This window comes from Streptomyces sp. NPDC107454, assembly GCF_055582885.1.
In genome coordinates, this window is sequence record NZ_JBVJPA010000034.1 from 1 (window position 1) to 14,044 (window position 14,044).

Sequence of the window (14,044 nt, forward strand, 5' to 3'; positions counted from 1 at the left end):
GTCCGGCAAGACCGCCCCTGACGCACCATCAGCCAACTACACTCCGGACAACATCTCTGACCAGGCCAGATAGCGAACCGCTGCTGGAGTACTAGGCCCGCTCGGGACGCCGGAGCCTCCGAGACCAGTGGAATAGAGGGCCCTACGGAGCGCCTTCAACGGGTACGCGGTTTCCCTGTTCTCGTCCTGGATCTTGAGGTAGAAGTCCGTCAGTACTGCGGCGAGCGGTGCATGACGGGAGAGGATCGCCCTGGCCTCCTGCGGTCCGTCCGGTGGGTTCTCCCCTTCCGCACATGCGCGAATGAGCGCCACGCGTTCTTTCCGGTCGTATCCGTACAGAGCCGTGATGAGCCAGTTCACCAGCCAGCTGAGCGTGTAGCAGCGATCGTAGGTCCTGTGCAGTTCGAAGAAGCTGGTCTCGGGCGGTGACAGATCAAATTGGGAGGAGAGGGCGAGGCCATAGTCGGCGAAGTAGAGGCGTCGGCCGTCGGTCAGGATGTTCTGAAAGTGGGCGTCGAAGTGCAGGAGCCCGCGAGCGTTCATGAAGGATGTGCCGGCCTCCAGCTCGCCCTCCACCAGGGAGCAAGCCCGGTCAGCAGGCTCTTCACCAGCCTGCACCTGCTCGGCGAACCACTCGTGCAGGGTCTGTGGGATGTACTCCAGGAACAGTGCGAGGCTCGCAGAGGACTGTTGAAGGGCCTCGATACGACGGCGTACCTCCGGCCGACCTCCCCAATAGGCCACAGCCCGCTCCACGTCCGCGAGTTCTTGCGGAAGCGCGGCCGTGTCCGGCAGCACGCGCCAGTGGTACATCATCGGGAACCCCTGGTACTGCCCTGCGAGCACCCAGTTCGTCGTCATGGTGTGAACGGCGAGCTCCCGCCACGCTCCGAAACTGGGCCCGCCGACGCCGTACTGGCAGAAGGTGGGAAGCCCGAACAGGTTGGCCGTGGACCGTACATGTTCCGGCAGCCGCTCCAAATCCGTGAGCGGCACCCGCTTCACGAAGACCGGCTTCCCGTCAACCTCCAGCAGCGCGGACTTCCCGCCGATACCGGAGCCGAGCGGCACGGCGGCGTCCACAAGCTCGCCCAGCCGGTGATCACTTCGCAGGGCGAGTGAGGTGGAGACCGAGCTGTAGGCAGCCAAGCGCGCGTCTTCCGACATATCGGGATACTCAACCGTTACGTGCATCGGAATGCCGACCTCGTTTCCACCATGTCCACGAGTGTCCACCAACTGCTGCCTCTGCACTGTAGATGAAGGTCGATGAGGAGATCGGTCGTGGTCGCCGTAGTGGTGACGACGCTCGCTCGCCTGGATCATGCACGCACGTCGGCATGCCCGCGACGTCGAACCGCCAGTCCAGCGCTCTGAGGGTCTGATCACCCTGGGCGGCGATCACGCTGATGACCCGTCGGCTGACCGGGGCCAGATGAGCCTGGCCCCTTACCTGCCGCACAGGCCTTCTGAGCTGCCCAGTCTGTCGCCAGGCGGCATCCACGCCGGGACGCTCGGGCTTACATCCCGTTGTCCTCACCGGCCCCCTGTGCGAGACGTCCTCGCTCTCAAACGATCAGGAGAGGCGCAAGGACCCGGGCCCCTCGCCTCTGAGGCCTCAGCCGGTCTTGGCGCAGATCGCGTAGACGGAGGCCGTGTAGTACGGCTCGTAGCCGCCGTTCAGGAACCCGGCGGTCCAGCCGACGGGCGTGGTGCCGGAGAGGATCGGGTTGGAGTGCAATTCCGAGCCATACGATTGGGCGTCAGAACTGGGCAGGTACCAGCCGCCCCCGGTGGCGATCTCGCCGTCCGGGCACGTGGCGTCCACGTCGACCACGTCCAGGACGCCGACGTTCTTCGACACGGTCACCACGTGCACGCCCGCCAGACCGGGGGTTCCGGCGGGCCCCTGCGGACCCGTGGGTCCGGCCGGGCCCTGCGGTCCGGTGTCTCCCTGCTGACCGGCCGGTCCCGCCGACCCCTGCGCTCCGGTGTCCCCCTGCGCCCCGGTGTCCCCCTTCGGTCCAGCGGGCCCCTGCTGGCCGGTCTGCGCCCAGGTGACGGACTGCTCGTGGGTCCGGCACGCGGAGCCCACCTCGACGAGGCGCAGGTGACCGCTCGAGTTCACGCATCCCTGAATCGTGCCGTCCGCGGCGATGTACGACTGCTCCCCACCGGTGGCCGAAGCGAAGTCCGCAGACGTCGCCACGAGCACGACAACGGCGGCAGCGGCCGCCGTAACGGCACGGCGAATGAAAGTCACAGGTCCCCCCCGGGATCGTTAGTCCCTCGGCCAGAACATCCGCCCGAGGCGTCACAACTATCCCAAGAACAACCCACATTGACGACGTGTATGTGAAATGTAAAGTCGCCGGATCATTGATGGTCGGCCCCGGGTACCGGCCGGCCCTTCGTCCTCGGCCTGCGGCCCCAGGAAAAGCGACCGCATCCAGGGCCCGGTGGCGCTGCAGCCGCGAGCCCCAGGCGGCCTTGCGCCGACCCGGGCTACGACCACAACAAGTGCCGCCGCCTGCTGCGGAAGGGGAAGGGGAACATCAAACTCTTCCTCGCCTGACGTGATGTCGCCCACGGCTCTGGCCTGGGGGCATCGCGTCTTTCGCCTGGCCGCACCAGTTCAAGCGACCACGCATCCGCCAGGGCACCGAGCCGAACTTACTCCCGAGTGTCGCCGTGCGATTGTCTGAACGAGGCGGAGCCGGCCGTGGCGTGGGCGTAGTTGCGAGCATGCGGAGTTCCGGACCCGGACAGGAGCAGGGGCTGGTGACTGTCCGGTTCGGCAGGGGCTGCACTGGCTACGCGCGCCGCGTTGACAAGTCAGACCGCAGGCCGGCCTGCATCGTTGTGACGTTCACGCCGGAGGTTCATGCCTGTCCGAGTCGGCCTGATCGCCGTAGAAGGGTCCGGGCTGTTGTGGCTGACGCGGCGCGGGAGACATCTACCTGACGTCGTGCGGGCTCTCGATGATCGCGTGCGGAGACAGCTTCGGCCGTGACAGGATGACGGCCGTTGACCCGAAAGGCCGAAGCCGCGTAGGCGTCGGGGTTGCATGCAAAGCGACGGGGCGGAGAGCTGGGACATGGTCGCCTTCTACTCCTCCGCGCTGGACGGAGTCGCCTCCAATCCGGCCCTTCCCACACCGTTGCTGCTACGACTGATCGCCTTCGACGGCGGGGGCCACGGCCCGCCCTTCCAGGCCCTCCACCGGCCGATGGTGCCCGAGTCGGCCGTGGCGGCTGTCCTCGCCCACCCGGTCCTGGACGCGCGAGTCGAGTTCGCGACGAGCGGCCAGGCGGATGCCGAACAGCGGGCCCGGCTCGCGGACGACCCCTCACCCAAGGTGCGGGCCGCCGTCGCAAGCGGACCCGAGTGGACCCACGATCACCGGACGAAGGTCCGTCCGCTGCCGGATGCCGTGTGTATGCGTCTCCTGGAAGACCCCGAACCGTCCGTACGTAGCGCACTGTTGCACTCGCGCCACTTGGCGCCGACCTTCCTCGCCTCGCTGGTCCGGCATCCCGATCCGGCCGCACGACGTGCCGCCCTGCGGGTCTGGGACGACCTCACGGCGGACGGGCATGCCACGCTGCTCGACGACCCCGACCGTGACGTACGACGGTGGGCTGCGCTGTGCACGTGTCCTCACGACGCACGGCTCACGGCGGCGCTGCTCCTCGACCCCGCCGCCCGGCCCGAGGCGCTGCGCCGTGGGCTTCTCGACCGCGCGGACGCCGAGCGGTTCCTCGCCGAGGGCGTCCACCTGGTCGAACTCGCCGGTAATCCGTCCCTGCCGGCCGACCTCGTGGACCGTCTCGCCATCGACCCCGACGAAGGGGTGCGGCTCGCCGTCTCCCTCCGGCCCGAGCTGACCGAAGCCCGGCGCGCCGCCATCGACTTCACAGTGGCCCCGCACGCACGGGATGACGTGGACTGGGTGGCGGCCGGCATCGCCGATCAGGACGTACTGCACCGGGCCGCGACCTCCACCCATCCTCTGCTGCGTCGCGCCGCCGCCCGCAGCCCCCATCTGCCACCCGATCTCCTGCGGCTGCTGGCCGAGGACACGGACATCCTCGTGCGCACCCACCTGGCCATATATCACCCCGACACCCCGGAGGAGGTCCTGATGAGCGTGTACGCACGGCTCGGCGGGACGTTCTCCGCCTGGATGGCGACCGGCCACCCCCGCTTCCCCCGCGCGGGGCTCGCCGCCCGCTACGCGGACCATCCGGACGGGATCTACCGACAACTGGTAGTCCGCGACCCCGCCGCCGACCCCGACCTGATCGAGCGACTCAGCCACGACCCGGACGTCTGGACGCGCCAGGCGGCTGCACGCGACCCACGCCTGCCGCTCCCCCGGCTCCTCGAGGCCCTCGCCCTGCCCGAGCTGGCCTCCAGCGCGGGTGCCAACCCCGCCCTCCCCCCGGGTGAGATGGCCGTAGTCATGGACGTGGCCGGGGTGCCCGCATGACGAGGAGCGCCTGGAGCGACGCGGCCGAGGTACTCGCAGCTGACGTACTGGCGGACGAACCTCACGTTGCGGCAGATCGCGCCGCTGTTCAGGATCTCGGAGTCCCCGGCCGATCGGAACCTGAACCATCTCGCCCTGCAGATGGCGATCTCGCTGCCCAACCAGCCGCGCAAGGGCACCGCGTACACCGTGGACGGAACGCTGGTGCCAACCCGCGACCGCAGCATCTCCGCATCGAGCGAGAACCACCGGAACTCGACGAACCCGCAGATCGTCATCAACGCCAACGCATCCGGCGTTGACCGGTCCAGTCGCGGAGCTCCGATCATCGCCGACGGAGAAGCCAACGACATCTGAGTGCCGAGCAGGAAGCCGAGAACCGGGTTCACCGCACAGCACGCGCCCGCGTCGAGCACGCCCTGTCCCGCCTGAAGATCTGGAAGATCCTGCGGGACTGCCGACTCAAGGACAACGGCGTCCACCAAGCCATGCTCGGCACCGCCCGACTTCACGATCTTGCCCTCACGGTGCGACTCTCACTCCCTAGGGGATCCCGTGTATCGCGGGCGTATCGAAAATCGCATACCCCACCGCAACGGCCCTCCGTCTCCAATGGGGGCATGAACCACAACACATGCCTGTCAGCGCCGCCCCGCCGCGCGCGCAGGATCGTGCTCCTCAGCCTGGCGATCCTCGGCATGATGAGCGCCGCGTTCGTCGTGCGGCGGCCGCTCATGATGTCCGCTCCGATGTGCATGGCCGGGCGGTGGCATGGCTGCTTCGATACGTTCAACGGTGTGGTGCTCATGACGTTGGTCGCGCTGCCGTTGGCCGCGCTGGTGGTGTGGGCTCTGGCGTGCCGTCGACGTGCCACCGGCGTCACATCGGCGTGGCGGATGTCGCTGGCCGAGGTGGGCATGGTCCACGGGCCGGTGCCGTTCATATGGATGACCATGATGCCGGGCGCCGGGGCCGGCACCGTCCCCGCCCGGGTGAGCCTGGTACCGCTGCGGGACCTGGTCACGATGGGGACGGGCCAGATCGTCGGCAACCTGCTGATCTTCGCGGCGCTGGGGTTCTTCGCCCCGATGCGGTTCGCGGCGCTGGCGTCCGTGCCGCGGATCCTGGCGCTCGGGGCGGGCTGCTCGGTCCTGGTCGAAACCGCACAGTACGTCCTGCGCCTCGACCGGGTGTCCTCCGTGGACGACGTACTGGTCAACGCCATCGGCGCCACGCTGGCCGCGCTGGCGTCGCGCCGCTGGTGGCGCACTACTGCGCAAGCGCCGTCGGACCAGCCTCGCCCCGCGCCGGCACCGGCACCGGCACCGGCACCGGCACCGGCAGACTGAGTAGCGCGTGCGGTGTGCACATGTCATTGCACACGTCCTTGCGTACCTCCTTGCATACGACGGCGATATGTTGCGCTGCTTAGGCTTCAGTCATGCGCGTACTGATCGTGGAGGACGAGCCCTACCTGGCAGAAGCCGTCCGTGATGGGCTGCGGCTGGAGGCGATCGCCGCCGACATCGCCGGCGACGGCGACTCCGCCCTGGAACTGCTCAGCGTCAACTCCTACGACCTCGCGGTCCTCGACCGCGACATCCCCGGCCCCTCCGGCGACGAGGTCGCCCGGCGCATCGTCGCCTCCGGCAGCGGCATCCCGATCCTCATGCTCACCGCCGCCGACCGGATCGACGACAAGGCTTCCGGCTTCGAGCTCGGCGCCGACGACTACCTCACCAAACCGTTCGAGCTGCGCGAGCTCGTCCTGCGGCTGAGGGCGCTCGACCGCAGACGCGCGTACGCCCGGCCACCGGTCCGCGAGATCGCGGGCCTGCTGCTCGACCCCTTCCGCCGCGAGGTCTTCCGCGACGGACGCTACGTCGCGCTGACCCGTAAGCAGTTCGCCGTCCTTGAAGTCCTCGTCGCCGCCGAGGGCGGGGTCGTCAGCGCCGAAGAACTGCTGGAACGGGCCTGGGACGAGAACGCCGACCCCCTCACCAACGCCGTCCGCATCACCGTCTCCGCACTGCGCAAACGGCTCGGCGAACCATGGATCATCGCCACGGTGCCCGGCGTCGGCTACCGGATCGACACCGGTAGGGACAGCCGTATGGACACCATCGCCCCCGGCAGAGACACCACTGACCCCGGCAGTGCGCATGCATAGACGCCCAGGGCTCAGCGCCCGGCTGAAACTCACCCTCAGCTACGCCGGATTCCTCGCCGTCGCCGGCGCTCTCCTGCTGGCCGTGGTGTGGGTGTTCCTGCTGCGCTACGTACCCAACAACTCCCGGGGGCTTCTCGGGATCTCACCCAACCGCTACCTCCTTGTCCACACCTTCGCCCCCGCCGCGGCCGTGGCGATGGCCTTCCTGCTCGTGTTCGGCCTCGTCGGGGGATGGCTCCTCGCCGGCCGGATGCTCGCACCACTCACACAGATCACACATGCGGCACGGGTGGCCGGGAGCGGGTCGCTGTCCCACCGGATCCGCATGAAGGGCCGCCAGGACGAATTCCGTGAACTCTCCGACGCGTTCGACTCGATGCTCCAGCAACTCGAGTCCCATGTCGCCGAGCAGCAGAGGTTCGCCGCGAATGCCTCCCACGAACTGCGCACCCCGCTGGCGATCTAGCGGACGCTCCTCGACGTCGCCCGCAAGGACCCCACGCGGGACCGGGGCGAACTCATCGAACGCCTGCACGCTGTCAATACGCGGGCGATCGACCTCACCGAGGCCCTCCTGCTGCTCAGCCGCGGCGACCGCGGCAACTTCACCCGCGAGAGCGTCGACCTCTCCCTCATCGCCGAAGAAGCCGCCGAAACGCTGCTACCCCTCGCCGAACAGCGCCGGATCACGCTCGACGTCACCGGCGGGGCGGCCCAGACCAGCGGCTCCGCGGAGCTTCTGCTGCGGCTGGTGACGAACCTCGTCCAGAACGCCATCGTCCACAACCTCCCCGCCGACGGCACCGTGACGGTCCACACCGAGGCTCACGGCGACACGAGTGTGCTGCGGGTCGAGAACACCGGCCGTCGCCTCCCTCCCGGACTGGTACCGACCCTCACCGAACCCTTCCAGCGCGGATCTGAACGCGTACGCACCGACGGGCACGCCGGCGTCGGCCTCGGCCTGGCCATCGTGCACAGCATCGTCCGCGCTCACGGCGGGACTCTCGACCTCGTCCCCCGCCCCGCCGGCGGTCTCCTCGTCACGGTACGGCTTCCTGGCACACCGTAGGCGTCGTCCCCGAGCGGGACCCACTGGATCGTTGACTGGAAATTCGGTGCAGGCCAGGGTCCCGCCCCGTACGGGTCAACCTTCAGAACGGAAGGTCGGTTCTGCCGCCGGCCGGTCCCTCGCCGCGCCGAGTCGGCGCGCGGGCAGCTCCTTCGTCGGCCTGCCGCCGATGCCCTGGAGCAGCCCTGCCTCCTTGACCTCAGGGGGATGAACGTCGCCAACTGAAGCGTGTTGCAGACGCCCGTGAGCCGGGCATGTCCCTTGCTCGGCTGGGGTGTTGAGGGCCGAGCCGTGTGTGGAGACGTTCACTGGGCTGCGGGTGAGGGAGTTCGGAAGGTTGCTGACGGTGGTGCGGGAACAGGTCAGGATCGGCCCTGCAGGGCGGCCGGCCGCGGTGCCTGCCGCGCCCTCGACATCGACGAGTCATTCTCAACACCATTGGCGCGCTGGTGGGTTGTCTGCAGCTGGGACGGCGGCTCGGCCGGGCGGTGTGCCCACTGCGTCGATTCCGCAACCGGCTCGACTCCCAGGAAGCCTGAGCCGAACCCGAAGGGCTGGTCCGGACCAAAGTATTGACACCCCCTTACCTCACTCCTTAAATCAAGAGGCGATGCACGCACCCCCCACCTCAGTCGGCGCCCCCTTTTCGGTGCACCGTACGGAAGGGAGAGTCTTGGACTCCCCACGTCTCCTGCGCAGATGCCTCTTGGCAGCGTTGTCCGCAGCGCTCGTCACGGCTGCCGCCATCGTTCCCGCCCAGGCGGATCCCCCCACGGCGGCCGCGGCCGTCACCACCTTCTCCGACACGTTCGACGGTGCCGCGGGCGCGGGCGTCGACACCTCGAAGTGGCAGATCGAGACCGGAGACAACGTCAACAACCACGAGCGGCAGTACTACACGTCCGGAAGCAACAACGCGGCGCTGGACGGCCAGGGTCACCTGGTGATCACCGCTCGCCGCGAGAATCCCGGCAACTACCAGTGCTGGTACGGGCGTTGCGAGTACACCTCCGCCCGGATGAACACCTCCGGGAAGTTCACCGGAACCTACGGCCATGTCGAGGCGCGGATGAAGATCCCGCGCGGGCAGGGCATGTGGCCCGCCTTCTGGATGCTCGGCAGCGACATCGGGCAGGTCGGCTGGCCGAACTCGGGCGAGATCGACGTCATGGAGAACGTCGGCTTCGAACCCTCGACCGTGCACGGCACCATCCACGGGCCCGGGTACTCGGGATCCGGGGGCATCGGAGCCGCCTACTCCCTGCCGGGCGGCCAGGCCTTCGCCGACGCCTTCCACACCTTCGCCGTCGACTGGGCTCCCGACTCGATCAGTTGGTCGGTGGACGGCACGGTGTACCAGCGGCGCACGCCCGTCGATCTGGGCGGCAAGACCTGGGTGTTCAACAAGCCGTTCTTCATGATCCTCAACCTCGCGGTCGGCGGCTACTGGCCGGGCGACCCCGACGGCTCCACCGTCTTCCCGCAGCAGTTGGTGGTGGACGAGGTGAAGGTGACGACGAGCGACGGTTCGGGGTCCACCGGCGGCCCGATCACCGGCCTCGCCGGCAAGTGCGTGGACGTGGCCGGGGCGAACCCAGCCAACGGCACGCCCGTACAGCTCTACGACTGCAACGGCACCACGGCCCAGCAGTGGACGGTCTCCTCCGACGGCACCATACGCGCGCTGGGCAAGTGCCTCGATGTCACCGGCAACGGCACGGCGGACGGCTCGACCGTACAGCTGTGGGACTGCACGGGCGGGCCCAACCAGAAGTGGTCCGTCAGCGCGGCCCACGACATCGTGAATCCGCAGGCCAACAAGTGTCTGGACGCGACGGGCAACAGCTCGGCCAACGGCACCCGGCTGCAGATCTGGTCGTGCTCGGGCGGCGCCAACCAGAAGTGGAACGTGAGCTGAGATTCCGCCACGGGGGACGGGGGAACGGGGGGACGGGGGGACGGTGGGGGTTCGCCCCGGCCGGACCCCCGTACGTGTCCCCCGCACGAACTGGCACACCCTCAGCCAGTGCTGTGACCGGGAATGTTTACCGGGTTGCCTCTTGTACTGGTTCGGAACAACACCTCCCGGCCGATCACGATCGGCCGGAGGCCCTGCGCTGCCTACAGGGCCGCCGCAGGATGTCCTTTCGGACAGATCCAGGCAGTCGGACTACCGGGCCCTCTCAGCCGGCGTGGAGGATCCGAAAGCGATCAGGTTGCGCCGGATCTCGATCAACGACTTGGACTGACGTCCAGGCCCATTGCCAGACGCTGATGCCTGGCGTGCGGGAGAACTGGATGTTCCCGCGGGTGCCTTCGACTGCGACACGCGGCCAGGATTCGGCAGTGCGCGCCCGGTCCGCGCTGTGAGAACGCAGCACATCGGCGAGGACGGCGACCGTGTCGTAGCCCTCGAAGGCGACGAACGAGGGCGCTACGGCGAGCCGTTCGCGGAGGGCCGTCTCGACTCGTGCACCGAGCGGGCTGAGGCGCTCGGGCAGGTAGCGCAAGAACGGGATCGCGGCGCTGTCGTCGCCCAGCAACGTCGCCCATTCGGCGAACTCCGGTTGCCCGGCCGGAGCACCAATCATGATCTCGGCGAGGCGCTGGTCGCGGCGGACGGACTTGACGATCGACACTGCCGGCTCCGGGTGGCCGACCAGAAGAAGGAGGGCTGTCGCGCGATGGTCGACGAGTTCGTCGCACACGTCTGCGGGGGCGATCGTGCGCATGTCGAGTTCGATGACGGTGCCGCCGCGCGGAGCGAGGTAGTCCCGCAGAATGCGGGCCCCGGATGCCCAGTAGACACTCGGCTCGGCTGCTACGGCGATGCGGCTGTGGCCCGTGCTGAGGAGGAAGTCTGCATAGATCCGCCAGCCGTGGGACTGTGCCGGGGCGAGACGCGCGACCCATTCCGTCGGCTCCTCGGTGAGCGCGTCGAGAACCGCTGACGAGCAGAGGAACGGCAGGCCGAGGGAGTCGGCCCTGGCGGCAGCGGCACGGGCGACGACGCTGTGATACTCCCCCGCCAAGGCAGCCACGCCCAGGCGAGCCAATTCGTCCACGGCCGCCGCGGCCCTCTGTGGATCGGCCGCGGTGTCTCGGACCACCAGCTCGAGTGGTCTTCCTACGATCCCGCCGGCGTCGTTGACTTCGCGAACGGCCAGCTCGAGTCCAGCGAGCAAGTGTCGGCCTGCCTCGACCCAACCGGGCCGAGTCAGCGGAACGAGAGCGCCGATCCGGACGGTTGTTCCGCCAGTCCGCTCCGCTGCAGGCGGCGATGGTGGCGTATTCATGCGTTGGCGTCTCCCGAGTGACGATTCGGTCGTAGTCTGCCCGGATCACAGAGTGAACGTCAGGAGAACCGAGAGTAGCCGAGTCGAGATTGCCGATTTCGGCGGCCGTTTCTGTGGCTGTCAGTAGGCCCTCCCTGGCAGCGGATAGCGGGCCACACCACACCGCTCCGATGGCGTCCCCCGACGCTCCGCCGGATCCGCACATGCGCTGTACCGGCCGTCGATCAACTGGGGTTCTACGCTTTCACCCGAACGTTGATCATTGCGGTGTGGGGAAGACGCTTCGTTGCGCCTCACGCCGGCCCGGGTGTGAGGAAGGGCCAGAATGGCCAATGCGGTCCGACATTTCGGTACGCGTGTGGTGGTAATAGAGAGCATTCCCCTGATTCTGGGCGGCTTACGGTCCGCGTTGGAAGATGGCGGGATCACCGTCGCCGCAGGAACCCACGACCCGCACGCCGGCGTGCGGGCGGTCCGGGAGGAAAAGCCCGATGTGGTCATCGTCGACCTCGACCTGCCCGGCCGCGCGGGAATCGGGCTGCTCCAGCAACTACGTCGGCACTACCCGGCGCCGCGACTGGTCGCCGCGGTCTCCCCGGAGCACGACGACGACAGCCTGCTGCTGACCAGCCTGATGGCGGGGGCCACGGGCTACCTGCTCAAGAACACAGCGACGGTGGACGTGCTGCGCACCGTGCGGGCCGTACAGCGGGGGTACGTCACGCTGGGGCCGCGAACCGGTGGCGAACTCTCCGCCCTCTTGGTGCGTCTGGCGGAGGCCGACGGCACGCTCCCGTTCCCGGCGCTTACGAACCGGGAACGGGAAGTGCTGCGACTGGTCTCGCTCGGCTACGGAAACCGCCGAATAGCGCAGGAGCTGTTCATATCGGAGAAGACCGTACGCAATTACGTCTCGGCCATCCTGCCGAAAATTCATGTCTCCAGTCGGTTGGAGGCCATTGTGTCCGCACGGCTGGCCGGCCTGGAAACGACCGCCCCCGACTCCGACTCCGACTCCGGCTCCGGCTCCGGCTCCGGCTCCGCAAGTACGTAACGCGCAGCAGCGGAATAGCCGTTGCCGACGGAACTGGTGCCCGGGGCGGAGAGTGTCACATGTCGTGGGTGATGAGGTCGGCTGCCACAAGCCGGCGCACGCTGTCACTCACCTGCCGGTTGACCTCCTCCGAGTCGGCCGGGAGATCGACCGCTCGGGCGTAGGCCGTGCGTACCGAGCCGAGGTCACGCCCGTCGCACAAGGAGTAGACCGTCCACGAGCGCGCGTTCAGCCAGTGCATGCGAGCCGACCGCGTGGGGCTCACGACGAGTTGTCCCAGGCCGGGCAGGGCGCATGCGTCCACCGGGGTGATCCGCTGGACGACGCCTCCTGAGGGATGCTCCGGCGGCTGCCACGGTTCCCCCCGCCGGGTCGCCGCCGCGGCACGGTCATGGGGCCGCGGCGCGTCGTCGTCCACCAGACGGAGCGCGGTGAGGAGCCAGCGAGCGAACCGGTGCCCGTTCTCGGTGAGCGCCTGCTCCGGCAGGGACAGCACGCACTCGGCGAGGTAGCGGGCCCGTTCCGCACTGGTCCGGTATTGCCCGCTGCGAGCGGCCGGGGTGCCGGGGCTTGGCTCGTCGAGGTCCTCGACCGACGGGGGCGGACCGAACCTCTCCCTGACCGCTTCACCCGCGGCGGCCGCCGCGGCCCGGAAGACGAGCAGGTGCACGTAGAAATGCAGGGCTACGAACACCCGGATGACCGTCCACGAACCGATCCGCCAAGGGATCGGGACGCGCTCGGTGGCGTTCTTGACCACGGAGCCCGTACGGAGCGCGTCGAAGAGCTTGAGGTGGGCGCCCTCGTGCAGCAGGCTCTCGGCGGCGAGCCATGGAGACGTACAGCGTTCGGGCGCCAGCAGCACCGTCGAGGGAAGCGGGTCGCCGCCGGACATGGACTGCAGGGGGCCCTCTTCGCTCTCCCTGTGGGTGAAGCCCACCATGGTGACGTGGGTGAGTACACCGGCTCCAGCGGCGGGCAGCAGAGTCGCGAGGAGTTCCGCGCCCTCCCGCAGGACGGCACGGACGCCGTCCGCCGGATCGACCGGGGCTGCCGCCCGGCTGTCGCCGAGCGCGCCGCGGTACAGCTCCATGAGGCGCCCGGCCAGCATCTCCTGCGCACTGCCGTGTGGCGTCGGCTCGGTCAGCACCCAGGCGTCCCCGAGACCGGGCCAGGCACTCCGGTGCGGACGGATGAGGGCTTCGCAGGGCCCCATGGCGGACGGGGCGTCCGCCGCCAAGGCCGGCACGTAACCGTTCACGTAGGCGCCGAACGAGCTGTGTCCGAGTCGGCCGCTCTCCAGTCGCGCGAGGTCGACCTCGAAGCAGTTGCGCAGCACCGGGTCGTACAGCAGCGGGCGGAGGTGTTCGTCGGCCGCCGCGGCCGTTGTCCGCAGCACGTCCGCTGCTTCGCCGTCATGCCGCGCCAGCATGGTCAGGCCCAGCCGGAACCGGGCGAGGTTGCGCTCGCCGATGGCGGCGGAGTCGCCGAACTGCCGATCGGCGCAGAGCATGGTGTCGGCCTGCGCCACCCGGTCGGTGACCGGCTCGGCGGCGGAAGGTGAAGCGGGCAACGAGGACCGTCCTTCGGGGTCGGGCGGCGGACGTGGACGGAAGGCATCGGCACCGGGCCCTGTCTCGGGCCCGGTGCCGACGGGACGCGCCGCGCGTCAGGCGGTCCGGACCGCCTGGTACGACGGGAGCCAGGCGCGCTCCTCAGGTGCGTCGACGGCAACCTCCGGGGCCTCGTCGTCGAGGTAGGTCTGCGGAGCCAGGTCGGGGGTCTCGATGTGGTCTACCAGCATGTCCGGTCCCTTCGGTCGTCTCTGGACGGAGCAGGCCCGGGCAGGGCGGATGGCATCCCGCCCGGATGCGTCATTCTCCGGCACCCCGCGTCCCGTACCGATGGGACTGTTGTCCTGATTTTTGTCCCAAGCCCCGGCAGGCACGCTGATGGGCTT

The 14,044-nt window shown here is 68.9% G+C and carries 10 protein-coding genes and 3 pseudogenes; 8 read left to right on the forward strand and 5 right to left on the reverse strand.

All coding sequences use genetic code 11. The annotated features are described in order from the left end of the window. Positions 1 to 36 precede the first annotated feature (36 nt). Positions 37 to 1,167, reverse strand: a complete 1,131-nt coding sequence (locus ACZ69M_RS48765; protein WP_470060155.1) for a protein kinase family protein — start codon at positions 1,165 to 1,167, stop codon at positions 37 to 39. Between the two features lie 139 nt (positions 1,168 to 1,306). Between ACZ69M_RS48765 and ACZ69M_RS48770 the strand changes: the two are divergent. Continuing rightward, a pseudogene (locus tag ACZ69M_RS48770) lies at positions 1,307 to 1,427 on the forward strand (IS5-like element IS4811 family transposase); the annotation flags it as partial. Positions 1,428 to 1,618: 191 nt separating this feature from the next. Here ACZ69M_RS48770 and ACZ69M_RS48775 read toward each other — a convergent pair. Beyond that, a complete protein-coding gene (locus tag ACZ69M_RS48775) occupies positions 1,619 to 2,263 on the reverse strand; it encodes a hypothetical protein (protein WP_470060156.1) in 645 nt (214 codons plus the stop codon). A gap of 804 nt (positions 2,264 to 3,067) precedes the next feature. On the opposite strand from ACZ69M_RS48775, the gene ACZ69M_RS48780 reads away from it, so the two are divergent. The 6 genes and pseudogenes from ACZ69M_RS48780 (at position 3,068) to ACZ69M_RS48805 (ending at position 9,652) form a co-directional block, all read left to right on the forward strand. Beyond that, on the forward strand, positions 3,068 to 4,492 hold the full coding sequence (locus ACZ69M_RS48780; protein ID WP_470060157.1) for a Mucin-2: 1,425 nt from the start codon (positions 3,068 to 3,070) through the stop codon (positions 4,490 to 4,492). A 42-nt stretch (positions 4,493 to 4,534) separates the two neighbouring features. Continuing rightward, positions 4,535 to 5,022, forward strand: a pseudogene (locus tag ACZ69M_RS48785) (transposase family protein); the annotation flags it as partial. Between the two features lie 90 nt (positions 5,023 to 5,112). Continuing rightward, the gene (locus ACZ69M_RS48790; RefSeq protein WP_470060208.1) at positions 5,113 to 5,841 is read left to right on the forward strand and encodes a VanZ family protein; all 729 of its coding nucleotides are present in this window, start codon (positions 5,113 to 5,115) and stop codon (positions 5,839 to 5,841) included. Between the two features lie 92 nt (positions 5,842 to 5,933). Then, positions 5,934 to 6,662 carry a response regulator transcription factor gene (locus ACZ69M_RS48795; RefSeq protein ID WP_470060158.1) on the forward strand — a complete coding sequence of 243 codons (729 nt, stop codon included), beginning with the start codon at positions 5,934 to 5,936 and terminating at the stop codon, positions 6,660 to 6,662. Next, positions 6,655 to 7,734, forward strand: a pseudogene (locus ACZ69M_RS48800) (sensor histidine kinase). Before ACZ69M_RS48795 ends, ACZ69M_RS48800 begins: the two are co-directional and overlap by 8 nt. Before the next feature lie 673 nt (positions 7,735 to 8,407). Beyond that, the gene (locus ACZ69M_RS48805) at positions 8,408 to 9,652 is read left to right on the forward strand and encodes a ricin-type beta-trefoil lectin domain protein (RefSeq protein WP_470060159.1); all 1,245 of its coding nucleotides are present in this window, start codon (positions 8,408 to 8,410) and stop codon (positions 9,650 to 9,652) included. Between the two features lie 265 nt (positions 9,653 to 9,917). Here the strand turns inward: ACZ69M_RS48805 and ACZ69M_RS48810 are convergent, their stop codons facing one another. Further along, positions 9,918 to 11,030 carry an ABC transporter substrate-binding protein gene (locus ACZ69M_RS48810; protein WP_470060160.1) on the reverse strand — a complete coding sequence of 371 codons (1,113 nt, stop codon included), beginning with the start codon at positions 11,028 to 11,030 and terminating at the stop codon, positions 9,918 to 9,920. Positions 11,031 to 11,388: 358 nt separating this feature from the next. Between ACZ69M_RS48810 and ACZ69M_RS48815 the strand changes: the two genes are divergently transcribed. Beyond that, the gene (locus ACZ69M_RS48815; RefSeq protein ID WP_470060161.1) at positions 11,389 to 12,084 is read left to right on the forward strand and encodes a LuxR C-terminal-related transcriptional regulator; all 696 of its coding nucleotides are present in this window, start codon (positions 11,389 to 11,391) and stop codon (positions 12,082 to 12,084) included. 55 nt (positions 12,085 to 12,139) lie between these two features. Here ACZ69M_RS48815 and ACZ69M_RS48820 read toward each other — a convergent pair whose 3' ends face one another. Together ACZ69M_RS48820 and ACZ69M_RS48825 are read right to left on the reverse strand one after the other, a co-directional pair. Continuing rightward, the gene (locus tag ACZ69M_RS48820; protein WP_470060162.1) at positions 12,140 to 13,657 is read right to left on the reverse strand and encodes an aKG-HExxH-type peptide beta-hydroxylase; all 1,518 of its coding nucleotides are present in this window, start codon (positions 13,655 to 13,657) and stop codon (positions 12,140 to 12,142) included. A 96-nt stretch (positions 13,658 to 13,753) separates the two neighbouring features. Then, a complete protein-coding gene (locus ACZ69M_RS48825; RefSeq protein ID WP_257017117.1) occupies positions 13,754 to 13,888 on the reverse strand; it encodes a hypothetical protein in 135 nt (44 codons plus the stop codon). Between the last annotated feature and the right edge of the window lie 156 nt (positions 13,889 to 14,044).